This window comes from Bradyrhizobium sp. BRP23, from assembly GCF_020194135.1.
Classification (GTDB): domain Bacteria; phylum Pseudomonadota; class Alphaproteobacteria; order Rhizobiales; family Xanthobacteraceae; genus Bradyrhizobium; species Bradyrhizobium yuanmingense.
In genome coordinates this window covers 437,368-461,993 of record NZ_JADYVW010000006.1, presented here as the reverse complement: position 1 = coordinate 461,993, position 24,626 = coordinate 437,368, and the positions used below count along the sequence as shown (strand labels likewise).

Sequence of the window (24,626 nt, the reverse complement as noted above, 5' to 3'; positions counted from 1 at the left end):
TCCGCCATGGAGGAGGTCAAGCATGAGATCGTGATCGTCCGCCGCCGCAGCGCCTTCGCCGAGGAGGCGCATCACGGCGGCGTCTGGAAGATCGCCTATGCGGACTTCATGACCGCGATGATGGCGTTCTTCCTGGTCATGTGGCTGCTCAACGCGCTCAACCAGGACCAGAAGCAGGTCGTCGCGAGCTATTTCAATCCGATCAAGCTCGCTGAGAACTCACCTGCCCCAAAGGGCCTCAAGGATCTCTCCAACAAGGAGCCGTCGTCGTTCGAAGGCCAGGACGGCAAGCGTCAGCCGGCCGGTACGAACGAGGAAAGGCGCGGCGATTCTCCGACGGCTGAGAAGCCGGCCTCTTTCGAGGAGAAGGTCCTGTTCCGTGACCCCTATGCGACGCTCGCCGAGATCGCCAACAGCGCGAACCAGTCGACGGGCCAGCGGCGCGCCGGCGCTCTGACCTCCGCTGAAGAGGACGGCCTCAAGGGAGGCGATGCCTATCGCGATCCATTCGATCCGGGCTATTGGAAGCTGGCGCCACAGGCGTCCAAGGACGCCGATCGCTTCATCGAGAGCGAGCCGAAGCCGAATGCCTCCGCGCGAGACGGCGCAGCCGGAGCAAATCCGGGCGAGGTACAGGCGCGCCGGAGCAGGACGGATGATGCCGGCGGCAACGTGGCTCCGGGCCCGGAGAGCTCGTCCGCAAGCCTGTCGCCGCTGATGCCGCCGGGCGCCGCACCGACGCAGTCGCCGCGCGAGGGCAGCGCCCAAGCTGGCGTCCAGGTGAGCACCGCCCCGCAGGCTCGTCCCAACGATGCGGCGAAGGAGCCGGAGGCGCGCGACGCGGCGCAAACACAGCAGCCCACCCTCAAGCAGCTTCAGTCCGCGGTCGCGGAGGCGCTGTCGGACATCAAAGCAGGGGCGGGGCCGGCGGCCGAGGTGCGTCAGGTCGAGGAAGGGCTCCTGGTCAGCCTCACCGACGATGCGAGCTTCGGCATGTTCGCGGTCGGCTCGGCGGAGCCGCGGCCCGAGCTGATCCGCGTGATCGACAAGATCGGGCCGCTGCTGATGAAGCGCCAGGGCATGATCATCGTCCGCGGGCATACCGACAATCGGCCGTATCGATCGGAAACCTACGACAATTGGAGGCTGTCGACCGCGCGTGCGCAGATGGCCTATTACATGTTGGTCCGTTCCGGCGTCGATGCGCGGCGGATCGAGCACATCGAAGGTTACGCCGATCGGCGGCCGAAGCTCCCGAACGATCCGGCGGCCGCCCAGAACCGCCGGATCGAAATCCTGATCCGGGAGAAGCGACCTTGATCAGGCTGCTGCGCCGCGCCGTCTTGCTGCTGCCGTTCATCGCGGCAAATGCGCTTGCCCAGCCTGCACCCCAGGGCAGCGAACCCTATGAGCTCGTCCGCGCGCTGCAAGCGGTGCAGGACGGCATCGCCAATGGCGACACCGCCGCACATGGCAGTCATATCGCGCTGATCCGGCAAATCGGCGAGAAGTTTCTCGCGGCCGATCCCGCGGTGTGGAGCAATCCGCGGAACGGCCAGGCGGTCGTTATCTACCTGCTCAGCGGCGGTGCGCCGCAAATCGTCCGCAAACTGCCGCGCGACAAGTTGAACGTCGACGAGCGGCTGTTCAACGGTGCGCTCGCCTATGTCGAGGGTCGCCAAGAGGAAGCACGGGAGCTGCTCAAGGAGATCAAGCCGCGGACGATTCCTTCGGGACTGGGCGGACAGGTCGCGCTGGTTCAGGGCGCGCTGTTCGCGCGCGCCGAGGCCTCGCTCGCGATCGAGCGCCTGGACGATGCGCGCCTGCTGTTGCCCGGCACGCTGGTCGAGGAGGCGGCCCTGCGGCGCGAGATCCTGCTGGTGGGGCAGGCGGAGGATTTCGAGAAGTTCGAGTTCCTGACGCTGGCCTATATCCGCCATTACCGCAACTCGATCTATGCGGGCGATTTCTGGCAGCGCTTCTCCGCGGGGCTGACGCAATCGAGCCTGGCACTCGACGAGCGCCGCTTTGCGCGGATCTCAGCCTTGCTCGAGCAGATCGATCGCGCCAGCCGCCTCAAGCTCTATCTCATGATGGCGCGCGCCGCGATGGTGCGCGGACGGCTGACCGTGACCCGACTTGCGGGCGAGCGGGCATTGACCCTGAGCGCGGATGCATCGGCGGAACGCGAGCGCGCCCATTTCCTCCGCGGCGCCTCGCGCGTGCTCACCGACGAATATGACGGCGGTCTCGCCGAACTGAAGGCGCTCGACCGGTCGAAGCTGCCCGAACGCGACGTCCCCCTTCTCAATGCCACGGTGCAGCTCGCGCTCGACGTTCGCAAGCCGTTCGCGGGCGGATCCGCCGCGGCAGCGGACAAGCCTCCGGCAACGCCGGCGCGACTCGATCTGGCGTCATCGACCGCGACGCTCGCACGCGCGCAGAAGCAGCTCGGGGAGCTCGAACTCCTGACCAAGGATCGCCGGCCATGACCAAGCTCAGTGGAACCTCCGGACAGCTCTTCAACGGTCTCGCCGAGAGTCTCAACATGCGCGGGTCGCGCGCGGCAAAGGGTGCCGCGACCAAACCACAGGCGAACTCGTCCTTCAACGATCTGCTCCACACCGTCTCGAACCTCGCCAAGCAGGCGCTGAGCGAAGACGGCAGCGAGGCGGCCGCGAAGACCAGAACGCTGCGCACGTGTCCGATCCATCCGGCCGAGCAGGAGCAGCCGAAGGAGGCGGCGCTGCGCGAACGCGTCGCGACCATTGCTGATCCAAAGTCCATGGACGAGACCTCCGACACCAAGTCCGACAAGCTGGCGGAGAAACCACGTCCGGTCGATCATCTCACCGGGACAGATCGCCAGGATCAATCCGGCATCGCTGTGATGGTCGGGCAGGAGATCGCTGCTGTGTCTGCCGTGAAACCGCAGATGCAAGTGCCCTCCGCAGACAAGGACGCGCCCGCGCGTGACGAGCGGTCGCCCTCGGCGAAGCACGAGGCACCGGGCGCGGTGAAGGCGGCGACCGGCGATGCCGGTCCATCCAGTCCTGCCCCGGCCGGCGCGCGCTCGCAGGCGGCGGCTTCGCAAGCGATGGCGGCGTCGCAATCTGCGCTGACGCAAGGTGCGGAAGCCTCGAGCGCAAGGCCGGCATCACCCGGCTTCGAGGCGGTTACGGCCGATGTCGAGCGCGCTGCCAAGGCTTCGGCGCGCGCCGCGCTACCCGAGACAACCAAGGTCACCGTGGTCCAGCAGGAAACCCATCTGCCACCGGCGCAGTTCAACGCCCCGCAGCAGGTTGCCAATGCAGTCGTCGCCGAGCTGAAGGAGTCCTCGGCACCGGCTGCGTCCGCGGCACCCGATCTCGCCGCATCCCAGACCAACGCACCGGATCAGCCGCTCAGGATCCTGACGGTCAATCTCGAACCGCCCGCCCTCGGCAACGTCACGGTGCGCCTGCGTCTCGTCGGCACCGAAGTGTCCGTCCAGCTCGCGGCCGAGCGCAAGGACACGAGCCAGATGCTCGACCAGCAGCGCGACCAGATCCGCGAGCTCATGCAGTCGGCCGGCTACGTCGCCGACGTCGCGCCGGTCCAGCACGGCTCGCTGGACGGATTCCAGAGCGGCTCCGGCCAGTCCCAGCCCCAGCTCTCGGGCCAGCAACAATCCTCGCCGCAGTCGCAAGGCGCGTTCGGCGGTGCCGACACGTCGTCGGGGCAATCCGACGGCGGCGCGAAACAGGCTCGCCAGGAGCGCCAGTTCAACCAGGAGACGCGTCATGAGCAGGACGTGGCGCCGCATCACCGTCGCGGCCCTGTTTATCTGTAACGCGAGCGCTTCGGAAGCCGCCGCCGAGACTGCGCGCCCCTGCGAGCGCGAGATGACGCGCGCGGCCCGGCAGCATGGGATTCCGCTCGGCATTCTCTATGCGGTGGGCCTCACCGAGACCGGCCGGCGCGGCGCGCTCCATCCTTACGCGCTCGGGGCCGACGGCCAGACCGTGTTCGCCAAGGACATCAACGATGCAATCGCGAATTTCGAGGCGATGCGCAGCAAAGGCATCAAGCTGATCGATCTCGGCTGCATGCAGATCAACCATTATTATCACGGCGACAAGTTCGCTTCGGTCCGGGCGATGTTCGATCCCGCGGGGAACGTCGAATACGCCGCGCGGTTCCTGAAGGAGTTGAAGCAGCGCGAGGGCAGCTGGACCATGGCTGTCGCGCGCTACAACGCGGGTCCCAACAATCAGCCGGCGCAGAAGCGCTATGTCTGTCACATCGTTGCGCATCTCGTCTCGAGCGGTTTCGGCGCGTGGACGGACAAGGCGCGCTCGTTCTGCCAGCCCAAGACGAGCTGAAGCAGAGCTGACCGGACCACGACAAGTTGTGCATCGCGCCCAATCATCAGCCCCGCGCAAGCAAGAACCCCCATTGTAGCTGCAGCCTACCAAAGGAGCCCAATTCATGAGCCTGTATGGTGTTATGCGCACCGGCGTTTCCGGGATGAACGCGCAGTCCAACAAGCTGTCGACGGTCTCGGACAACATCGCCAACGTCAACACGACGGGCTACAAGCGGGCTTCGACGGAGTTCTCCTCGCTGATCCTGAAGAGCGGCTCCGGCAATTACGATTCCGGCGCTGTCGAAACCAAGGTCCGCTATGCCATCAGCGACGGCGGCAATACGCAGTATACCACGTCGACCACGGACCTCCGCGTCCAGGGCAATGGCTTCTTCGTGGTGTCGAACGCCAACAACACGCAGCAATATCTGACGCGGGCCGGCTCGTTCGTGCCCGACAGCCAGGGCAATCTGGTCAACGCGGCCGGCTTCTATCTTCTGGGCCAGCCGGGCAACGTGAGCAATTTCTCGCAGAACAGCCTGTCCGGCATGCAGATCGTCAACATCGCCCAGGTCTCGCAGGTGCCGGTGCCGTCGACGGCGGGGACGCTCACGACCGGCAATTTGGATCCGAAAGCGGCTGTCATTGCTGGTCCGCCCGGCCCGGCGTCATATTCATCGAAGAGCTCGATCGTGGCCTACAACAATATCGGCCAGGCCGTTACGCTCGACGTCTATATGTCCCACACGGCGACGGCTGCCGGCTCGGATACCTGGCAGATCGGGGTCTACGACTCCGCGACGGGCACCTCGCTCGGCGCCGCCACCACTTTCACCTTCGACACCACGGCGGCCGGCAGGGGCGCGCTCGCCGCGGCGAGCCCGACCGGTCTCGCCTTCACCGTTCCCGGAGGTGCGGCGATGACCTTTGACCTGTCGAACTTGACCCAGGTCGGCACCGACTTCAGCTTCAAGGCCACTGTCAACGGCAGCGTTCCCTCGGCGATCGACAAGGTCGATATCGACGATTCCGGCCATGTGACGGCGATCCTCAAGAACGGGCAGCAGCTGACGCTCTACACCATCATGCTCGCCGACGTCGCGAGCCCCGACAATCTGACGCCCGAGCCCGGCAACGTCTATTCGACCAACATGAATTCCGGCAACGCGCAGGTCGGAAATGCCGGCACGGGTGGGCTCGGCACGATCCAGTCCAGTGCCCTGGAGGACTCCAACGTCGACCTTGCGGATGAACTCACCGGCATGATCGAGGCCCAGCGCGGCTTCACGGCGAACTCGAAATCGTTCCAGACCGGCTCGGATCTGCTGGATGTCGTCGTCAACTTGAAGCGCTGAACTCCTAGGCGCTCGTTTCGGGCAAGAGCACGCCATGTCGCTTACCGCCGCTCTCAACTCGGCTCGCTCCTCGCTCATGGCGTCGAGCGTTCAGTCGTCGGTCATCTCGCGCAACATCGCCGGTGCCAGCGCCACCGGCTATTCGCGCAAGCTCACCGTGCTGGACAATCTGCCCGGCGCCGGCGTCTATGTCGCGGCGATCCAGCGCGCCGCCAGCTCGGGCCTCTACAACAACGTCCTGATCGCGACCTCGTCGTCCGCCAAGCAGACCGCGATCTATGACGGCCTGCAGAAGATCGCCACCGCGACGGTGGACGATCCGGAGCTCGACCAGTCGCCGACGGCGCAGCTCAACGCGCTGAAGCAGGCGTTGCAGAAATATGCCAACGCCCCTGACAACGCCACCCTGGCGCAGGCGGCCGTCGCGTCCGCCAAGGACATGGCGACCGCGCTCAACCAGGCGACCCGGACCGTGCAGTCGGTCCGCGAAAGCGCCGATGCCGACATGAAGACGTCGGTTCAGAACATCAACCAGTTGCTGTCCCGGTTCGAGACCGTGAACACCGCGATCGTGAAAGGCACGATCTCCGGCGACGACATCACCGACTATCTCGATCAGCGCGACAGCATCGTCTCGCAACTGTCGCAGGAGGTCGGCGTCAACATGTCGATCCGCCCCAACGGCGACGCGGCGCTCTACGCTGACAGCGGCGTGGTGCTGTTCGACAAGACGGCGCGGACGGTGAGCTTTGCGCCGACGAATGCCTACACCGCCGGCACCACGGGCAACGCCGTCTACATCGACGGGGTCCCGGTGACCGGCGCCAATTCGGTGATGCCGCTGAAGTCGGGCAAGCTCGCAGGCCTCGCCCAGCTGCGCGACCAGGACACCGTCACCTATCAGGGCCAGCTCGACGAAATCGCGCGCGGCCTGATCAATACGTTCAGGGAAAGCGATCAGACCGCCGCGGCGCTGCCCGACGTTCCCGGTCTCTTCACCTATCCGGGCGCGCCGGCGATGCCGGCGAGCGCGACCGTCTCGGTGGGCCTCGCCGGCACGATCTCGGTCGCGGCCTCGGTCGATCCGAGCCTGGGCGGCAACCCGAATCTGCTGCGCGACGGCGCGATCAGCGGTAACCCCGCCTACCAATACAACACCGCCGGCAACGGCGGCTATTCGGCCCGGCTGCAGCAGCTCATCGGCGGCATGGATGCCGCGCAGCCGTTCGACGCAACGACGCAAGGCAAGCCGAGCGGCAGCCTGATCGACTTCGCATCGTCGTCGGCGAGCTGGATCGAAAACCAGCGCAAGACCGCCGACGCCAACTCCGAGTACCAGAGCACATTGCTCAACCGCAGCATCACGGCGTTGTCCAACGTCAACGGCGTCAACATGGACGACGAAATGGCGTTGATGCTCCAGGTCGAGCGCACTTATTCGGCCTCGTCGAAGATCATTTCGACCGTCGATGAAATGCTGCAGAGCCTGCTGGCCGCCGTGGGGAACTGAGCCATGATGAGCGCGAATTACGTTTCCACCCTGATGCTGTCCTCGTCGTTGAGGTATTCGATCACGAACAACCAGGCGGCGCTGAGCAAGGCCTCGACCGAAGCGACCACCGGCCGCTTCTACGACGTTGGTCTGGAACTCGGTGCGACGACGGGAAGCGACCTCACGCTGCGGGCGGACTGGAGCTTTGCCGACCAGCTCGTCGACACCAACGGTCTCGTCTCGGGACGCCTGGACGTGACGCAGAACCGGATCACCCAGCTCAGCAAGACCGCGACGGACTTCCTCAAGGATCTGATCGCGGCCCGCAGCACCGACGGCGGCGGGCGGGTCATCCTGCCGCCTGCATCCTCCAATCTCCAGGACCTGATCGGCGCGTTGAATGTCTCCTATAACGGCTCGTCGCTGTTCTCGGGCATCAACACGCAGAACGCGCCCATCACGCCGTACGCCGCGGGCTCGGCCAGCAAGAACCAGGTCGATGCCGATTTTCTCGCGGCCTTCGGCTTCCCGCAATCCTCGCCCGCCGTGGCCACCATTACGCCGGCCCAGATGCAGACCTTCCTGGACACCACCTTCGATGCCGGGTTCGCGAGCCCGGCTTGGAACACCAACTGGTCCTCGGCGACGGACCAGACCATGCAAAGCCGAATCTCCACCACCGAGATCGCGGACACGTCAGTGAGCGCCAACGAGATCGGCTTCCGCAGGCTCGCCGAGGCCTACACCATGATGGCCGATCTCGGGAACGTGAAGCTGAGCCAGGAGACGTTCCAGGTCGTCGTGGACAAGGCCATCGGGCTGGTCGGCAACGCCATCAACGATCTCGCTGCGCTCGGCGGCAGCGTCGGCACGGTTCAGCAACGGGTCACCACCGCAACCGCCAAGCTCAAGACGCAGCAGGACATTCTGAACAATCAGATCGTCGGAATGGAAGCGGTCGACCCGACCGAAGCCTCGGTCCGCGTCAATACGCTGCAGACACAGATCCAGACCGCGCTGGCGCTCACCTCGCAGCTCCAGAAGATCAGCCTCATCAATTATCTCTGAGCCAAGGCTGCGCTGTCAGGCTCGTAACCTTTGTCCAGTTGTTCGGTTTTCTGCGAAGAGTGGTCCTGATGACGTTTGAAGTCTATGAAGCGGTCGTTGACGAAAGTGGCTATGAGGCGCGCAGCCGGGAGCGGCAGGCGCTCAGCCTCGGCATCGACCGGCTCGAGCGGATCCAGAAGGGGCGTTTCAGCCCCGAGGATCAGGTCGAGAGCCTGCTCTATGTGCGGCGGCTGTGGACGATCTTCATCGAGGATCTCGCGCACCCGGACAACGGCCTGCCGGACAAGCTGCGTGCCGACATCATCTCGATCGGCCTGTGGGTGGTCAAGGAAGCCGATCGTCTCCGCGAGCAGCGGTCCAGCGACGTGGTGCAGCTCATCGAAATCAACCGCCTGATCCGAGACGCGCTTTAATGAAGATCTCCTTGCGCGCGGGCGAACGGGTCTACATCAACGGCGCGGTGCTCCGCGTCGACCGCAAGGTCTCCGTCGAGCTCGTCAACGACGTGATGTTCCTGCTCGAAGGGCAGGTCATGCAGGCGTCCGACGCCACCACGGCGCTGCGGCAGCTCTATTTCATCGTCCAGCTCATGCTGATGAACCCGACCGACGTTCGCGACGCTGCGGCGCTCTACGCCCAGCATCACGCGGCCCTGTGTGCCGTTTGCGAGAACCGCGAGATGCTCGATGGGCTCGGCGCGATCGACGAACTGGTTGGGGCGAGCCGCTATTTCGAGGCGCTTAAGCGGATTCGCGCGTTGTTTCCGGTGGAGCAGGCCATCCTGGCCGGCGCCGCCGCCGTTTCCCCAGTCGAAGCTGCCTGACAGCGGAGAGACAAGATGAACGTCACCAGCGCGACCGACAGCACCAGCAGATCCAGTTCGACCGACACCAACTCGACGACGTCGAGCAACAGCGTGGACTACAACACGTTTCTCCAGCTCCTCATCGCCCAGATGAAGAACCAGGATCCGACCAATCCCATGGACACCGCGCAGTATATGAGCCAGTTCGCCCAGCTCTCGACGGTCGAGCAGGCGATGCAGACGAATGCGAAGCTGGACGCGCTGCTGTCCTCGCAGTCTTTGTCGCAGGCCAACGGGCTGATCGGGAAGACGGTCAGCTTCACCGACTCGACCGGCGCGACCTTCAGCGGCAAGGTCGTCTCGGTCTCCATCAACAGCGACGGCTCGATCGCGACGCTTCAGGACGGCACCAAGGTCGCGGTCGGACCGGGCCTCACGATCAGCCAGTCATGAACGAGCGGGACGCCCTCGATATCGTCCAGGCGGCGATCTGGACCATCATCGTCGCCTCCGGGCCTGCGGTCGGCGCAGCCATGCTGGTCGGCACCGTCATCGCGCTGATCCAGGCGCTGACCCAGATCCAGGAGGTGACGCTGACCTTTGTTCCGAAGATCATCGTCATTCTCCTGGTCGTTGCCGTCTCCGGCTCCTTCATCGGCGCGCATCTGTCGACCTTCACTGAGATGGTCTATTCCAGGATCGAGCGCGGCTTCTGATCCGGACGGCCCGGCACCATCCCCGCGTAAGCTTTGCGCGGCAGATTGCGGGCGGACCCCTCTGCCGGTGACCCCATGGCCGATACGTTAGCTGCTAGCCCGCCCAATCAGCGCCGCCTCGGAACGGATGCCTTTTTCGCCGCCGGCATCGTGACCATGCTAACGATCCTGTTCCTGCCGATTCCTCCGATCCTGATCGACCTCGGCCTCGCGTTCTCGATCGCGCTTTCGGCCCTGATCCTGATGGTGGCGCTGTGGATTCAGCGCCCGCTCGACTTCTCTGCTTTCCCGACCGTTCTGCTGATCGCGACGATCCTGCGCCTGGCGCTGAACATCGCGACGACGCGCCTGATCCTGTCACGGGGCGGGGAGGGTGAACATGCGGCGGGCCATGTCGTTGCAGGCTTCTCGAAGTTCGTCATGGGCGGCGACTTCGTGATCGGTCTCATCATCTTCGCGATCCTGGTGACGGTGAATTTCGTCGTGATCACCAAGGGCGCGACGCGTATCGCCGAAGTCGGCGCCCGTTTCACCCTGGACGCCATCCCGGGCAAGCAGATGGCGATCGATGCGGACCTGTCCGCCGGCTTGATCGACGACAAGGAAGCGCAGCGACGGCGCCGCGAGCTCGAAGAGGAGAGCGCGTTCTTCGGCGCCATGGACGGCGCCTCGAAATTCGTCCGTGGCGACGCCATTGCCGGTCTCATCATCACCGCGATCAACATCTTCGGCGGCATCGTCATCGGCGTCACCCATCACGGATTGACTCTGTCCCGCGCGGCCGACGTCTACACCAAGCTCTCCGTCGGCGATGGTCTGGTGTCGCAGATGCCGGCGCTGATCGTGTCGCTGTCGGCGGGCCTCCTGGTCTCCAAGGGCGGCACCACGGGCTCGGCGGAGCAGGCGGTGCTGCGGCAGCTCGGCGGCTATCCGCGCGCGGTGTCGGCCGCCGCACTGATGATGTTCGTGCTCGCTTTGATGCCGGGACTGCCGATGGCGCCGTTTGTGCTGCTTGGGGGTGTCATGGCCTTCGTCGGCTATTCGTTGCCGAAGCGGCAGGCTGCGCTGAAGCAGAAGGAGGAGGCCCGCAAGGCCGACGAGCGCGCGCAGGCTGAGGCCAAGGAGTCCGTCAAGGAGCAGCTCAAGACCGCCGAGATCGAGCTGGCGCTCGGCGGCCACCTTTCAATCCATCTGTTGGGCTCGCGCACCGAGCTTGCCCACCGCGTGGCCAAGATCCGCAAGAAATTCGCCAAGCAGTACGGCTTCGTCATTCCCGAGATCAAGCTCACGGACAATCTGTCGATCGATCCTAAGAGCTACCAGATAAGGATTCACGACACGCGCGTTGCCCATGGCGAGCTCAGGCTCGGCGAGGTGCTGGTGCTGGTCGACAAGGACGGCAAGCCCGACGTGCCGGGCGACGAGGTGATCGAGCCCGCGTTCGGCATGAAGGCGCTGTGGGTGACGGAAGCCTTCACCGACGAAGTCAAGCGGCAGGGCTGCAAGCCGGTCGACAATCTGTCGGTGCTGCTCACGCATTTGAGCGAAGTCATCAGGGCGAACCTTGCCCAGCTGCTGTCCTACAAGGACATGCGCGCCCTGCTCGACCGGCTCGATCCCGAATACAAGCGCCTGGTCGAGGATCTCTGCCCGTCGCAGATCTCCTATTCGGGCCTGCTGGCGATCCTGAAGATCCTGCTTGCCGAACGCGTCTCCATTCGCAATCTTCACCTGATCCTCGAGGCGATCGCCGAGATCGCGCCCCATGTGCGGCGCTCCGAGCAGGTGGCGGAGCACGTTCGGACCCGGCTCGCCCAGCAGATCTGCGGCGATCTCTCCGACAATGGCGTGCTCAACGTGGTTCGTCTCGGTAACCGCTGGGACCTCGCTTTCCACCAGAGCCTGAAGCGCGATGCCAAGGGGGACGTCGTCGAGTTCGACGCAGACCCGCGCCTGATCGAGCAGTTCGCGACCGAAGCCAGCGCCGCGATCCGGAAATTCACCGAGAGCGGCACCAGCGTGGTGCTGGCAGTGACGCCGGAAGCGCGCCCCTATGTCCGGATGATCCTGGAGCGGGTGTTCCCGACTTTGCCGATCCTGTCGCATGTCGAAGTCGCGCGCAGCGCCGAGATCAGGGCGCTCGGAGCCATATCGTGATCTCAGGGCTCGCCGACAGCGTGCTGGTGACGTTCATCGTGTTTTGCCGCATCGGCGCCTGCCTGATGCTGGTGCCCGGCTATTCCAGCGTCAACGTTCCGCCCCAGGTGCGCCTGTTCGTCGCACTGGTCACGACGTTTGCACTGACGCCGATCCTGATTGCCGTCCTGAAGCCGCTCACGGACAACGCGGCTCCCCTGACGCTCGCGCTCCTGATCTGCTCCGAGCTCGTGGTCGGCAGCGTCATCGGACTCGGCGGGCGCGTGTTCTTCCTCGCCCTCCAGACCATGGCGACCATGATGGCGAGCGCGATCGGGCTGAGCAACATCCCGGGCACACCGATCGCCGACACCGATCCGGCGCCGGCCCTGGTGCCGCTGATCATGGCGGCCGTCACCACGCTGTTCTTCATGACCGACCAGCACTGGCAGGTGCTGCGGGGGCTGATGAACTCCTACGACGTCTGGAAGCCCGGCAGCAGGCTGGGCGGCAGCGTCGCGCTCGAGCTGCTCGTCGGCCGCCTTTCGGAAGCGTTCGTGCTGACGCTGCGGATCTCGAGCCCTTTCATCGTCTATTCGGTCATCGTCAACCTGGCGGTCGGCCTGATCAACAAGCTGACGCCGGCCATTCCGGTCTATTTCATCTCGGTGCCCTTCGTGCTGTTCGGCGGCTTCCTGCTGCTCTACCTCACCAGCGACGAGCTGCTGACGCAGTTCATGCTGGGCGTGTCGTCGTGGCTGGCGGAGTGACCGGGTCATGACATCGCGCGCGGACAAGCTCGGCCGGATGGTCTCGCTGGTGAAGCTGCAGCTCCGGCTCTCCGAATGGCAGCTCGCGCAATTGCGGCAGCAGGAGCGCAGCCTGCAGGACGAGCAGGAATGGCTGGTCGGAGCCTTGAACGATGGAAAGCCGCCGGCGGGATCGTCGAACGAATCGATCGCGCGGCGTCTCAACAGGGCGAGCGTCGGCGCCCGTGCGGTGCAGGCGCAGGCCGCGCAGCAGCTCGACCAGGTTCGCCGGGAGACCCGCCGCGTGAAACAGCTGGAGGAGGTCGCCAAGGCCGCACTCGCAGACAAGCTCCGCGATGCCGAGAAGCGCTCGCTCGAGGACATGACGGGAACGAGCCTTACCGTGCACGCCTGGACGCCACAGCCAGCCAACCGGAACAAGACATGATCGTGACAGCGACGCCCGACCTCGTCCTCGACGTCCTCGAAGCCGCGGACCCCGCGACGCAGCGCGCCGCGACCGCGAAGCTCGACGCGCTGAAATCGTCGGACGCCGATTTCGCCGCCACGATGGAGGCGGAAGTCGGCAAGGCCAAAGCGGCGACCGCCGATCAAGCCGCGGCGAAAGTCGCGGAAGCGCAGTCGGGTGCCGTGAATGGCGCGCCGGTGCAGGTGATCAAGGCGCCGGCATCCGGCGAGGTTTACCGGAAGTTCGAAGCCTTCATCCTCCAGACCTTCGTCGAGACGATGTTGCCGAAGGAGTCGGAGGAGGTCTTCGGCAAGGGCACGGCTGGCGGCGTCTGGAAGTCGATGCTTGCAGAGCAGCTCGGCAGTCAGCTGGCAAAGGGCAACGGTGTCGGCATCGCCAGGCAGCTCGCCGCCGCGCATCCGGCTGGACCGGACGCTGCGAAGGCCAAATCATGATCCGCGAACGGGTGACAGAAGTTGAGAGGTGAATTTCCAATGCAGGCACAAGAAGGCGCGGTGGCCGTGGCGATGGACCAGGCGGTCGCGGACACCGAGATGGTGACGACGGAAGCCGCAGCGAGCGATGCGCTGCTGCCCGTGCTGCTGCCGATCGGGGGTGACGAGGCAAGGGTCGACGCCGCGGACACGGTGAGATCGGACGAAATGCGTGGCCTGCTGGCCGCAATCCGCCGGCTCGCGACTATCGTCGAGGAGGAGACGACTGCGCTCGCGACCGGCCAGAAGATCGATTTCGACGATTTCAGCGCGCGGAAGAGCCGGAGCATGCTCGAGTTCGTCCGCCTGATGCGGGCGCGGATGCACCTCGGCGGCGAGGTCGAGATCACCGAGGAGATTCAGCGGCTGCGCGAGAAGCTCGAGCGGAATCGCTCCATTCTGGAAATGCACTACGACGCGGTCCGCGAAGTCGCGGGCATCATCGTCAAGGCGGTCAAGGACGCCGAGTCCGACGGCACCTATACCGGTCGCACGGCGCAGGACGGAAAATGATCAGGCTGGTGCTGGCCGGGCTTTGGGTATGCATCCTCACGGCAGGCACGAGCTATGCCGTTGCCTATTGGAAGGAGAAGGGCAGCCTGCTGCCGGCGAAGGACGAATATCTCGAAGGGCTGCAATATCACAAGACGCGGGCGCTGAGCGTGCCGATGGTCGAGAACGGCAATGTCCAGGGCTACATCGTCGCGCGCTTCGTCTACACCATGGAGGCGCGGACCATGCACCAGCTGAACGTCCCGCCGGAGCCGTTCGTCGTCGACGAGGCCTTCCGCAGGATCTACGCCGACGATCGTCTCGACTTCAGGAAGCTCGCCCGTTACGACCTCGCCATCCTGACGACGGCCATCAAGCAGCGCGTCAACGAACGGATGCAGGGTGACATCGTCCAGGACGTCCTGGTCGAGGACTTCAACTACGTCTCCAAGGAAGAATTCCAGCAGAAGCCGTAGCGCGGGATGGCTGCATAAGCGCTGCTCATCCCATCGTCTCTCCCGCTGAACGTGCAACGGCCTCCGCGAAGTGCGGAGGCCGTTGTCGGTTCGTGCCAGGCTTGCGCCCTTGTCAGTTTCCGGCCGGGTATGCCGCGGGGGCGGCCTGCGCCCGGTTCAAGAGGATGCCGACGTCCTCGAGCTCCTGCACCGGCTCGTCGAGAGTTTCGCCCGCCGGGATGTTGAGGCGGTAGCCGACGTAACGCCTTGCCACGATCGCGTCGAAGCCGAGGCGGTCGCGGAGCTTCTTGCGCAGCTTGCTGACGTGGCTCTCGATCACGCTCTCGTCGAAGGTGGACTCGAAGATGCCGTAGACCGCATTGAAGATCTGCGTCTTGGTGATCCACTTGCCGTGATTGGCCACCATATATTCGAGAATGCGCAGTTCGCGGCGGGGCAGGGTGAGGGCGTGGCCCGCGATTTCGGGATCACGGCCGTTGAAGAAGACCTGGATCCTGCTCTCGCAGGGCCTCGGCAGCTCGCCCACCCGGCGGCGCGCGATCGCGGCCGTTCGTGCCAGGATCTCGCGCAGGTGGATCGGCACGTGTACGACGTCGTCCACCCCCGATTCGAACAGCTCCAGGGTGTTCTTGAGCATCTTCTGGCCGCTCATGGCAATGATGGGAGCCGAGGAGCGCTTGCGCATCGCACGCGGCAGGCTTCCGCGGGCATCGCAATCCCCGAGGAGAAAGGCGTCCACCGCCGCCAGATCGGATTCGCTCGCAGATTGCAGCCAGTCCCAGAATTCTCCGGAGGAGAACCCGATCGACGATACGCCTTCGCGAACGAGTCCTCCGACATAGCTGTTCGCGACGCTCTCACGATCATCAACGATAATATACATCAGTCTTTCGCCCCTGTTTCGCACTTGTTGCGGCCGGCTGGTTGTTGTGATGCGCCGGCTCGGCAACGATGCTGTTTGACGACATTCCATCCCGCGAACCGTTGTTGTGGTTTCGATATTCGCGGGCAGCCCTACGCGTTCAGTGCCTGCGTCTCGCAGGCCTGTTACTTCAACTCGATACTGAAACGCTTACTGCGTGAGGCTCGGCGGGTGTCTTACTGATCACCTCGCGGAGCAGATTGAGAAACGACCTAGAACAGTTGCGCCAAGTTGCTCATCGCGTCCGAACACTGCTGAACCATGTCGATCTCCTCGCCAACTGGCGAGAATCACTTGAGTAGAACCGTAGCGATTGCCGATTCCCGATCAAGCGTGCGAAAGAAAGCGATTGCTACACGCACTTGATGCTGTTGATTTGTTTCTGGTTGTTTCTTGATGCTTCCAAACGTATCAGTTGATTTTGATACTGAACTAGTTTTGCATTGTGATGGTTGTATAGTTCCGCATCCCCGTACAATTACAGCTATTTCGGGTGGTGCTCCGAGGCACGCACATTGATGGGTTTTCAACCCCGGATTGACTCTGGAACTCGCTTTTCCGCATGCGGAAGTTCGACTCACGTCTGCGCCGCGCCTCCAGCTTGATGAAATCTTGTCGAGTGTGTGTCTTTCGAGTCGCACTATCGCCACGTGTATGGCGCAATCGACTCATGCGACGTCGCATCACGCGCGATGAACGGCTTTCGACCCGCACGTTTCAGGCAAGCTTCGACAGATAACGTCGTCGCTCGACAGACCGAACCGAACGGAGCATTTTCATATGTTGTCCGATGGACAAGCTCGTCCCAACGCGACCGCGGACGCTTCCGCGGCGGCGAAGCCAGCGCCAGAGGCGAGCGATTCAATGGACAACGCGGCGCGGACGACCAAGCCTGCCGCGAGTGCAAAGCGCGTATCGGCGACGGCGAGCGACGAGGCTCTCGCAAAGGAGGCACTCGACGGCTTGAAGCGGATTCGTGCCAAGGCCCGCCTCGACAAGATGGCGATCCCGAAGCCGGCGCCGGTCGTGATCAAGCCGGCCGTGATCGTGGCGAAGCCGCCGCCACCCCGTCCGACCTGGGTCGCGCCGCTCGCAACTCTGGCGGTCGCTGCCATGCTGGTGGTCTGCGCCTGCACCGGCGTGATCGCCTATCTCACCACCCAGCCCGCGCCAAACAACGTTGCGGCCAATGCAGAGATCAGGATTCTGCGCGAGACCGTCGCGCAACTGCGCAAGCAAGTGTCGGGCGTGTCTGAAAACCTCGATGGCTTGCGGACCGCGGTTGATCAATCCAGCAAGGTCACGAACGATCGCTTCGGCCGGTTTGCCGAGAATCTCGACCGGATCGAGCGGGTGAGCTCGTCCTCTACGGTGAAGCTCGACAAGCTCGCTCAGGTGCAAGCCCAAGCCCAAGCTCCCGCGCCGGCGACGGTGCAGACGCAGCCGGTGTCAGCGCAAGGGCCGATGATGGCCGCGGTCGCCGCGCCCGAATTCACGGGATCGGTGCCTGCACCCGAGCGTGCATTGGCGCCGCGCAAGGCGATCAAGGGCTGGTCGGTCCGCCAGGCCTATGAGGGAATTGCGATCCTGCAGGGCCCGAACGGTGTCATCGAAGCCGTGCTGGGACAACAGGTGCCCGGTCTTGGCCGCATCGAAGAGATCAGGAACGAGAACGGGCGCCTGGTGGTGGAATCAAGCGGCGGCGTCATCTATTCGTCGCGCAAGGCAACGCCCTGAACGAGCCGCCTTTTATTGGCGGTGATGCTCGAAGCTGGTGCACAGCAGATCGACCTCCGCTTCGGCGATCGGTGCGCGAAACAGGCGGCAGCTGAACTCGGCCGTCGTCTTGCTGTCGGTATTGGCGCGATCCTCCCGCAGGAAGATGCACCGCTTGCAGACGTCGGTGTGGTGCCGCTGCTCGGCGGCATCGGAGTGGTCCAGCACGTGCCGGAACGTGTCGCGGAAGCGGATCTTGACCTCGTCGTCCAGAACGCCAATCGCTTCGATGAGGACGTTGACGGGATCGCGCACCAGGAACTTCTTGCCCTGCTGGGTCACGCTCAACGTCACCGAACGCTTGTCCGTGGCCGAGCGCTTCCGCTCGAGATAACCGAGCCGCTCAAGCTCGCCGATGATGAACGAGGCGGTGCCGCGCGTGGTGCCGACGTAGCTCGCCAGCGCCGAGGGGGTTCGGGAAAATCGGTTGGCGCGGGAGAGGAAGCGCAGCGCCATCCATTCGCGGTCGCGCAAACCGTGCTTGGTGCCTTCGAACCACAGGATGCGTGCGGCCTGCTCCAACAGTTCAATCGATTCACGAGCCAAATTCATTTCAGTTCCAGGTCGCATAAACGTTTATTCAATTGGGCCTCGGGTAGCGCAATCGGGGCGGACGAGAATGAGACCCGCTCGCGCTCCGCCGTCCGTTGCGGGCGAGCATCGCGCGTCGCGGGAAGAAGCCTCTGCGTTTCCGAAGATGGAACTTCCGGCCGTGGAACTAGGGTGTCACAAAGAAAGACCGGGTAAATCGCGCGGCCAAGATCCTCCGAAAATTTCAATCAAATGACGGCGGTTCGCACGTGATTTGGTGATGATGAGCGATGCGTAAGCAACATGATGTGTCACCATCGTCGCTGCGATTGCTATTTGTTGCGGCAGAGCCTGTCGGGTCTGCGCTCAGGCGCATTCTGCGCAGCGCCAAGCGGCCTGGCCGGCAGGCAAAGAACCATTCTTTTCGGTTAATGGATGTTGCGGTGCAGTGCAGCCAGACGGTTAAGTCCGGCACACGGCCCACTCTTCGGCGGGCGGCGGACACCGGCGCTCGCTAACGAAGGGATGAAGTGGTGAGCCGCGTGCTCGCAGGCTGGTGACTTGCGTTTATCTGGCAATTACTGGCGAATGCGGCGCCCGAGGGGCATCAGCATGGGAATCAGGAATGGGAAGATCGATGAGCTTTGAAACCACCATGACATCCGACGTCGTTGGACTGACGAAAGTCGCCCCGCTCTCGCGCCGCGGATTCATGAGCGCCACCGCGGCCGTCGCCGCTGGCTACACGCTCGCGGCCGGTCCGGTCCGGGCCGACATCATCACGACGGATACCAGCGGCCTCCAGGCCGGCGATGCCAAGATCAAGGTCGGCTCTGAGGAAATGCCCGCCTATTTCGCCCGCCCGGCCGGCAACGCCAAGGCGCCGGTGGTCATCGTGGCGATGGAAATCTTTGGGCTGCACGAATACATCCGGGACGTGACGCGCCGCCTTGCCAAGCTCGGCGCGTTCGCAGTGGCGCCCGACTATTATTTCCGCAAGGGCATCGACCTGACCAAGGTCACGGATATCAAGGAGCTGCTGCCGGTGGTGAATGCGAAGCCGGACGCAGAGCTGTTGTCGGATCTGGACGCGACGGTCGCCTGGGCAGGATCGCAAGGCGGCGACACGACGAGGCTCGGCATCATCGGCTTTTGCCGGGGTGGCCGCACGGTCTGGGAGTATGCCGCCCACAGCGGTGCGCTCAAGGCGGGCGTTGCCTTCTACGGGACCTTGGTCGATCCAGCCAACCCGTTGTGGCCGAAGAGCCCTCTGCAGCTCGCGCCCGAGATGAAGGCGCCGGTGCTCGGCCTCTATGGTGGCGCCGATACCGGCATTCCCGTCGCGCAGGTCGAGCAGATGAGGGCCGCGCTCGAGCAGAGCAAGAAGACGGCCGACTTCAAGATCTACCCCGAAGCGCCGCACGGCTTCCATGCCGACTATCGCGGCAGCTACCGCAAGGACGCCGCGGAAGATGCCTGGAAGCAGGCAGAGGCCTGGTTCAAGAAACACGGCGTGTTGAGCTGACGGTCAATCAAGAGGGCGGCCCAAGTGGCCGCCCTTTCTCTTTCATGTGACGGTCTCACCTCGTCATCGCGCCGTAGACGATGTCCTGGACCTGCTCGCGATAATACTTCCTGAGCTCACCCGGTGCCGCCGTTCCCACCACGACGACGAGACGCTCCTTGGGATCGCAGAAGAACTGCGTCCCGTAGGCTCCGTTCCAGGTGAACTCGCCCGGATTGCCGGGGACCGACGACAATCCTTCGCTGGTCCGGACCGCCACCGAAAGGCCGAAGCCGAAGCCGCCGCGATGCGGCTCGACATTGGCGACGTTGTTCTTGATCTCGGGGCCGAGATGGTTCGCCGTCATGTGACGGACGGTCTTCGGACCGAGAATGCGCTGCCCGTCGAGCTCGCCGCCGTTGAGCAACATCTGTCCGAAGCGGATGTAGTCGCCGACCGTCGCGAAGGAGCAGGCGCCGCCGCAGTCGAACTTGGTTGGAGTGTCCAGGAGCTTGATGGCCTGCGGCTTGCCCGTCAGCGGATCGTTCGGGAAGGGGCGGGCGAGGCGCGGGCGCTGCGCCTCGGTCGGATGGAAAGTCGCATCCTTCATGCCGAGCGGCTGCCAGACATTGGCAGCGAGATAGTCGCCAAGCTTCTGCTCGCTCACCTTCTCGACGACAGCGCCGAGCACATCGATCGAAAAGCCGTATTCGAACGCGGTCGAGGGCTGCTGCGCCAGCGGCAGCTTGGTGATGCGATCGATGAAAGCCTGGGTGTCGCCTTCGATCGCCGGCGCAATGCCATCGGGATATTGCCGCGCCACCGGGCTCGATGAGTCGGGGCGGCCGCCATATATCAGCCCCGACGTATGCCGGTAGAGATCGTGGATGAAGATCGGCGAGGCCTGCGGTTCGAGCTTGAGTGATCCATCCGCCTGAGGCACGCCGACCTTCATGTCGGCGAAGCCCGGGTAGTATTCGGACAGCTTGGCCTGGAGCGGCAGCCGTCCCTGCTCCATCAGCGTCAGGCCGGCGACCGCTGCCATCGGCTTGGTCATCGAGGCCAGCGCGAAGATCGCATCGAGCGGCATCGGCGTACCCTTGGCCGGATCGAGCAGGCCATAGGCCTTGTAGTGGACGAGCTTGCCGTCGCGCGCGATGGCGATCACTGCGCCGGGAACGCGCTTGGCCGCGATCTCGCGCGCGAAGAAATTATCGAGGCGTGCAAGGCCTTGCTTCGAAAATCCGACATCGTCGGGATTGGCTTCGGGCAGCGGCGCAGCGCGCGCGGCGCCGAGCGTGACGACAGCAATCGTTGCCGCGATCATGGCGATCGTCTTGTTCATTGCATTCTCCCAAGAGGCGAGCTCGTTGTGCGGTGGCTCGCTCGATGCCTAGATCATGACCGCACAGGGACGAAGTCAAGCGCGGGGGCGGCATGTCTGGGACGCATCGAAGCGCAGGAACCCTAACGTCCTTCGCCTGCGCGCCAGAGAGCGTCGAGGCCGTGCCGATAGGTGGGGCAGGCCAGCGTGACGCCGAGCTCGCGCTTCAGTTTCTCGTTGGAGACGCGGGCGCTGCTGGCATAGAAGCTGCGCGCCATCGCCGACATTTCGGCGGTGGCGAACGCTTCTTCCGGCGGCGGCGCCACGCCCATCAGCTGCGCGGCATAGCCGATCACGTCCTGCGGCGGCGCCGGCTCGTCGTCGCAGACGTTCCAAACGCCGCCGCCCTGGTGATGAATAGCGGCGATGATCGCGCTCGCGATGTCATCGACGTGGATGCGGTTGAACACCTGTCCCGGCTTGATGATGCGCCTCGCCGTTCCCGCGCGCAGTGTCGCCAGCGCGTTGCGGCCGGGACCGTAGATGCCCGCAAGCCGCAGGATCGCGGCATCGCCGCCCGCCGCATCCGTCCAGGCTTGCTCCGCCGCGATCCGCATCCGCGTGCGGTCGAGGATGGCCTGCGGCGGCGTGCTCTCGTCGACCCACGCTCCGCCGTGATCACCGTACACCCCGATGGTGGAGAGATAGACGACCTTGCGGCGGCTTCCCTGCAGCACGCCGCCAAACGCCGCGATCGCGGGATCGCCGGTGCTGCCGGGCGGGATCGACACCAGGAGGACGTCGGCGTCGCGAACCCGTTCAACCGTCTCGGGCGACGGAAGGCTGCCGGAAAACGGATGCACCTCGATCCCGGCAAGGTCATTCCGCTGCGCGCGATCGCGCACGGTGCCGGCGACATGCGAGAAGCTGCCGCCGTGCTTGCAGACGAAATGCCGCGCGCTGTAGCCGAGGCCGAGGATGAAGAGCCGCATGCGTCTCCTGTGCAGATCGAAAGTTCCCGTTCGCGCCGTCGCGCGCCGTTCGCTCATAAGAGATTTTTGGGTCCGGCAAAAGATATTGCGATTTTACTCGCCCTTCGGCTCGGTCGATGCTCGCTTCAGGCGGCGTCGGAAGGGAGGCATCGATCATGCAGGCCGAAGCGTTGGTTCAGGCGCCAGCAGACGCCGCCGAACTGATCCGGGGCGCGGCCGCGCTGATCTTCGACGTCGACGGCACCTTGGCCGAAACCGAGGAGCTGCATCGGCAGGCCTTCAATCTGGCCTTCGCCCGCCTCGGTCTCGACTGGCAGTGGGACCGCGCCGTCTACAAGGACCTGTTGCGGGCGACGGGCGGCAAGGAGCGCATGCGCGCCTACCACGAGAGGCTAGTGACCGCTCCGCCCTTGTCGGACGGGGACATCGCAGAACTTCACCGCATCAAGACCGCGCATTATGCCGAGTTGGTCGAGGCCGGCCGCTGTCCCTTGCGGCCGGGCGTGACGGATTTGCTCAGGGCCGCGAAGGAGCGCGGCCAGCGGCTTGCGATTGCGACCACCACATCGCACGGCAATATCGATGCGCTGCTGTCGCAGGCGCTGGGCAAACGCTGGGCCGCGGATTTCGATGCGATCGTCGCCGGCGACGACGTCAGGCACAAGAAGCCGGCGCCCGACGTCTATCTCGAGATTCTGGCGCGGCTGAAGCTCGAGGCGTCCGATTGCGTTGCGATTGAGGATTCCGCCAACGGTCTGATCGCGGCCTCGCGCGCCGGCGTCCCGGTTCTGATCACCCGCAGCACGTTCTTCGGGGACGACGACTTCACCGGCGCGCATGTCGTGCTCGACGATCTGTCGGAACTTTCGGCCCGCCAAACAAAAGCTGAAAAACAACCCCATGCACAGTAGATCACGGCGCCGTGATCGCCGTGCTCAGTGGACGCGATGACTTGCTCTATCGTCCTCGGCCTGCTCGACAATCTGTGCGATCGGACTGGACTGATGATGCACCAGGCGCCAGTCGTCGCCGACGCGGCGAAAATGGTTCGCCGCAGCCAGCGCGGTGCCGTCGACGATCTCGATGCAGAGCACGCGGGCGCTGTCGCCGTCGACGATGGCCTGCGGCTCGGCGCAGACGATCTGCGGCCGCTGCGGGTTTTGCAGGATGTCGCGCCAGCTTCCGATCACGGTGGCGCGGCCGATGATGGCCGGCCAGCCGGGATGGATGCAGGAGATGCCGTCGTCATCCGCCCACATCCGTTCCATGCCGGCGAAGTCGCCGGTCGAGAATGCCGCGTAAAAGGCCGCGTTGGCGGCGATGACCTTGGTGTCGTTTCCCATCGCTCTCGGGTGGGGCAAGGACAGGCAAAAATCAAGCGCGACTTTCCGTCGACTTTGGCCGCAGTGCAGCATTCAGGATGCTGCCCGCGTCGTGGTCACGCTGAAACGTGCGTTGCCACGGCCCGCCGCGCGCCGTCGGCATAGAGGCGGCCGAGCGCCGCGGTGACAGCCTCGCGCAGGCGCGGCTCGGCGCCGAGCGGCCCGAACACCTTCGCCACCCCGAGCAGTGCCGGCGCGAGGCGCTCGGCAACGGGTCCTGCCTCGCGCGCCAGCGCGGCGAACTCGGCGGCGAATGGATCGCGCACGTCGATCGGCCGTCCCTGCTCGTCGACGCCGCTGACGTAGCGGATCCAGCCGGCCACCGCCAGCGCATGCGTTGCGATGGGCAGGCCTCTGGCAAGGCGATCCTGCATCGCGCCGAGCAGCCGCTGCGGCAGCTTTTGCGAGCCGTCCATGGCAATCTGCCAAGTGCGATGGTGCAGCGCCGGATTGGCGAAGCGCTTGAGCAGCGAGGCGCGATAGGCGGCGAGATCCGTGCCTGATGGCATGGTCAGCGTCACCGCGGCCTCTTCCATCACCTGCGCGGCGAGGCGCGCAAAATGCGGATCCTGCATCGTGTCGGCGATGGTCTCGTAGCCGGAGAGATAGCCGAGATAGGCCAGCGCGGAATGGCTGGCGTTGAGCAGCCGCAGCTTCATCAGCTCGAACGGCTTGACGTCGCCGACGAGCTCGACACCCGCTGCGGCAAGGTCCGGCCGGCCCGCGGTGAAGCGGTCCTCGACCACCCATTGCGTGAACGGCTCGGTCATGACAGGCCAGGCGTCGCGCATGCCCAGCGCGGATGCGACCGCATCGCGGTCGGCATCCGTCGTCTCCGGCACGATGCGGTCGACCATAGTCGAGGGGAACGCGACCGTGTCGGCGATCCACTTGCCGAGTTCCCTAGAACGCAGCGCGGCGAACTGCGTGACGATCCGCTGCACGGTGTGGCCGTTGGCGGCGAGGTTGTCGCAGCACAGCACGGTGAAGGGCGAAAGACCCTGCGCCCGCCGGCGTGCCAGCGCGGCGACGATGAAGCCCGGCGCCGAGCGCGGCGCGTCGAAATTATTGAGGTCGTGCACGACATCAGGATGCCGCTCGTCGAGATCGCCGGTCTGCGGCGTATGGCAATAGCCCTTCTCGGTCACCGTGAGCGAGACGATGCGGATGGCGGGATCGGCCATCCGCTCGACCAGGGTTGCCGGCTTCTCGCGCGCGACGACGCTGTCGAGCAGGGCGCCGATCACGCGGTGCTCGGTACCTTCGGCGGCGCGGACAGCGACGGTGTAGAGATGGTCCTGCGGGGCGAGGGCGTCGCGCGTATCCGGGCTGCGCAGGCTCGCGCCGATGATGCCCCAGGACATGCTGCCCCTAGCAAGGCAATCGTCGATGACGACGGCCTGATGGGCACGATGAAACGCCCCGAGCCCGAGATGCACGATGCCGGGCGTGACGCGCGATCGGTCATAGGCCGGCCGCCGGATGGCAGGTGCCAGGCGGTCGAGATTGGCGCGACCAAGGCGCATCGAACTCTGGCGCATGGACGTCTCCCCTTGCTTTGCCGCTGCTTGACATGGCGTCCGTATCAGGTCAAT

General features: G+C 64.8%; 26 protein-coding genes. 20 read left to right on the top strand and 6 right to left on the bottom strand.

From position 1 onward, the window contains the following. The first annotated feature begins 6 nt into the window (after positions 1 to 6). From I6F24_RS19675 to I6F24_RS19595, 17 genes are all read left to right on the top strand, one after another. The gene (locus tag I6F24_RS19675) at positions 7 to 1,320 is read left to right on the top strand and encodes a MotB family protein (RefSeq protein ID WP_036007025.1); all 1,314 of its coding nucleotides are present in this window, start codon (positions 7 to 9) and stop codon (positions 1,318 to 1,320) included. Then, a complete protein-coding gene (locus I6F24_RS19670) occupies positions 1,317 to 2,492 on the top strand; it encodes a chemotaxis protein (RefSeq protein WP_036027420.1) in 1,176 nt (391 codons plus the stop codon). Before I6F24_RS19675 ends, I6F24_RS19670 begins: the two co-directional genes overlap by 4 nt. Next, positions 2,489 to 3,832, top strand: a complete 1,344-nt coding sequence (locus I6F24_RS19665; protein ID WP_225149174.1) for a flagellar hook-length control protein FliK — start codon at positions 2,489 to 2,491, stop codon at positions 3,830 to 3,832. Before I6F24_RS19670 ends, I6F24_RS19665 begins: the two co-directional genes overlap by 4 nt. Further along, positions 3,783 to 4,364, top strand: a complete 582-nt coding sequence (locus tag I6F24_RS19660) for a transglycosylase SLT domain-containing protein (protein ID WP_057030130.1) — start codon at positions 3,783 to 3,785, stop codon at positions 4,362 to 4,364. The genes I6F24_RS19665 and I6F24_RS19660 overlap by 50 nt, the downstream gene beginning before the upstream one ends. A gap of 106 nt (positions 4,365 to 4,470) precedes the next feature. Beyond that, entirely contained in the window at positions 4,471 to 5,703 is a 1,233-nt protein-coding gene (locus I6F24_RS19655; protein ID WP_225149173.1) for a flagellar hook protein FlgE, read from the top strand. 34 nt (positions 5,704 to 5,737) lie between these two features. Continuing rightward, the gene (gene flgK / locus I6F24_RS19650; protein ID WP_057030131.1) at positions 5,738 to 7,213 is read left to right on the top strand and encodes a flagellar hook-associated protein FlgK; all 1,476 of its coding nucleotides are present in this window, start codon (positions 5,738 to 5,740) and stop codon (positions 7,211 to 7,213) included. 3 nt (positions 7,214 to 7,216) lie between these two features. After that, a complete protein-coding gene (locus I6F24_RS19645) occupies positions 7,217 to 8,263 on the top strand; it encodes a flagellar hook-associated family protein (protein ID WP_036007038.1) in 1,047 nt (348 codons plus the stop codon). 68 nt (positions 8,264 to 8,331) lie between these two features. Further along, on the top strand, positions 8,332 to 8,676 hold the full coding sequence (flaF, locus tag I6F24_RS19640; RefSeq protein ID WP_225149172.1) for a flagellar biosynthesis regulator FlaF: 345 nt from the start codon (positions 8,332 to 8,334) through the stop codon (positions 8,674 to 8,676). Then, on the top strand, positions 8,676 to 9,086 hold the full coding sequence (gene flbT, locus I6F24_RS19635; RefSeq protein ID WP_225149171.1) for a flagellar biosynthesis repressor FlbT: 411 nt from the start codon (positions 8,676 to 8,678) through the stop codon (positions 9,084 to 9,086). Before flaF ends, flbT begins: the two co-directional genes overlap by 1 nt. 15 nt (positions 9,087 to 9,101) lie before the next feature. Then, a complete protein-coding gene (flgD, locus tag I6F24_RS19630) occupies positions 9,102 to 9,521 on the top strand; it encodes a flagellar hook assembly protein FlgD (protein ID WP_036007048.1) in 420 nt (139 codons plus the stop codon). Further along, the gene (gene fliQ / locus I6F24_RS19625) at positions 9,518 to 9,784 is read left to right on the top strand and encodes a flagellar biosynthesis protein FliQ (RefSeq protein ID WP_025034323.1); all 267 of its coding nucleotides are present in this window, start codon (positions 9,518 to 9,520) and stop codon (positions 9,782 to 9,784) included. The genes flgD and fliQ overlap by 4 nt, the downstream gene beginning before the upstream one ends. Before the next feature lie 75 nt (positions 9,785 to 9,859). Further along, positions 9,860 to 11,941: a flagellar biosynthesis protein FlhA gene (gene flhA / locus I6F24_RS19620; protein ID WP_036027411.1), complete on the top strand. Its 2,082-nt coding sequence runs from the start codon at positions 9,860 to 9,862 to the stop codon at positions 11,939 to 11,941. After that, positions 11,938 to 12,690, top strand: a complete 753-nt coding sequence (gene fliR, locus I6F24_RS19615) for a flagellar biosynthesis protein FliR (protein ID WP_036007054.1) — start codon at positions 11,938 to 11,940, stop codon at positions 12,688 to 12,690. The genes flhA and fliR overlap by 4 nt, the downstream gene beginning before the upstream one ends. Before the next feature lie 7 nt (positions 12,691 to 12,697). Continuing rightward, on the top strand, positions 12,698 to 13,117 hold the full coding sequence (locus I6F24_RS19610; protein WP_036007058.1) for a hypothetical protein: 420 nt from the start codon (positions 12,698 to 12,700) through the stop codon (positions 13,115 to 13,117). After that, positions 13,114 to 13,593, top strand: coding sequence for a rod-binding protein (locus I6F24_RS19605; protein ID WP_225149170.1), 480 nt, complete (start codon positions 13,114 to 13,116; stop codon positions 13,591 to 13,593). The genes I6F24_RS19610 and I6F24_RS19605 overlap by 4 nt, the downstream gene beginning before the upstream one ends. A 39-nt stretch (positions 13,594 to 13,632) precedes the next feature. Continuing rightward, a complete protein-coding gene (locus I6F24_RS19600; protein WP_225146819.1) occupies positions 13,633 to 14,145 on the top strand; it encodes a flagellar biosynthesis protein FlgN in 513 nt (170 codons plus the stop codon). Then, positions 14,142 to 14,600, top strand: a complete 459-nt coding sequence (locus I6F24_RS19595; protein ID WP_036007081.1) for a hypothetical protein — start codon at positions 14,142 to 14,144, stop codon at positions 14,598 to 14,600. The genes I6F24_RS19600 and I6F24_RS19595 overlap by 4 nt, the downstream gene beginning before the upstream one ends. 112 nt (positions 14,601 to 14,712) lie before the next feature. Here I6F24_RS19595 and I6F24_RS19590 read toward each other — a convergent pair whose 3' ends face one another. Next, positions 14,713 to 15,483 carry a response regulator transcription factor gene (locus I6F24_RS19590; protein ID WP_192893304.1) on the bottom strand — a complete coding sequence of 257 codons (771 nt, stop codon included), beginning with the start codon at positions 15,481 to 15,483 and terminating at the stop codon, positions 14,713 to 14,715. A gap of 819 nt (positions 15,484 to 16,302) precedes the next feature. On the opposite strand from I6F24_RS19590, the gene I6F24_RS19585 reads away from it, so the two are divergent. After that, positions 16,303 to 17,259, top strand: a complete 957-nt coding sequence (locus I6F24_RS19585) for a hypothetical protein (RefSeq protein ID WP_036027405.1) — start codon at positions 16,303 to 16,305, stop codon at positions 17,257 to 17,259. A gap of 12 nt (positions 17,260 to 17,271) precedes the next feature. Here I6F24_RS19585 and I6F24_RS19580 read toward each other — a convergent pair whose 3' ends face one another. Continuing rightward, positions 17,272 to 17,850: a MarR family transcriptional regulator gene (locus tag I6F24_RS19580; RefSeq protein ID WP_036007089.1), complete on the bottom strand. Its 579-nt coding sequence runs from the start codon at positions 17,848 to 17,850 to the stop codon at positions 17,272 to 17,274. Positions 17,851 to 18,466: 616 nt separating this feature from the next. Here I6F24_RS19580 and I6F24_RS19575 point away from each other — a divergent pair. Further along, positions 18,467 to 19,354, top strand: a complete 888-nt coding sequence (locus tag I6F24_RS19575; RefSeq protein WP_225149169.1) for a dienelactone hydrolase family protein — start codon at positions 18,467 to 18,469, stop codon at positions 19,352 to 19,354. A gap of 55 nt (positions 19,355 to 19,409) precedes the next feature. Here the strand turns inward: I6F24_RS19575 and I6F24_RS19570 are convergent, their stop codons facing one another. Both I6F24_RS19570 and I6F24_RS19565 read right to left on the bottom strand, forming a co-directional pair. Further along, on the bottom strand, positions 19,410 to 20,678 hold the full coding sequence (locus I6F24_RS19570; RefSeq protein WP_225149168.1) for a serine hydrolase domain-containing protein: 1,269 nt from the start codon (positions 20,676 to 20,678) through the stop codon (positions 19,410 to 19,412). A gap of 122 nt (positions 20,679 to 20,800) precedes the next feature. After that, positions 20,801 to 21,649, bottom strand: coding sequence for an SDR family oxidoreductase (locus tag I6F24_RS19565; RefSeq protein ID WP_225149167.1), 849 nt, complete (start codon positions 21,647 to 21,649; stop codon positions 20,801 to 20,803). Positions 21,650 to 21,804: 155 nt separating this feature from the next. Between I6F24_RS19565 and I6F24_RS19560 the strand changes: the two genes are divergently transcribed. After that, positions 21,805 to 22,560 carry an HAD family hydrolase gene (locus I6F24_RS19560; protein ID WP_225149166.1) on the top strand — a complete coding sequence of 252 codons (756 nt, stop codon included), beginning with the start codon at positions 21,805 to 21,807 and terminating at the stop codon, positions 22,558 to 22,560. Positions 22,561 to 22,584: 24 nt separating this feature from the next. Here I6F24_RS19560 and I6F24_RS19555 read toward each other — a convergent pair whose 3' ends face one another. Beyond that, on the bottom strand, positions 22,585 to 22,992 hold the full coding sequence (locus I6F24_RS19555) for a nuclear transport factor 2 family protein (RefSeq protein ID WP_036007097.1): 408 nt from the start codon (positions 22,990 to 22,992) through the stop codon (positions 22,585 to 22,587). A gap of 95 nt (positions 22,993 to 23,087) precedes the next feature. Continuing rightward, positions 23,088 to 24,572, bottom strand: coding sequence for a mannitol dehydrogenase family protein (locus I6F24_RS19550; protein WP_225142136.1), 1,485 nt, complete (start codon positions 24,570 to 24,572; stop codon positions 23,088 to 23,090). Positions 24,573 to 24,626 lie beyond the last annotated feature (54 nt).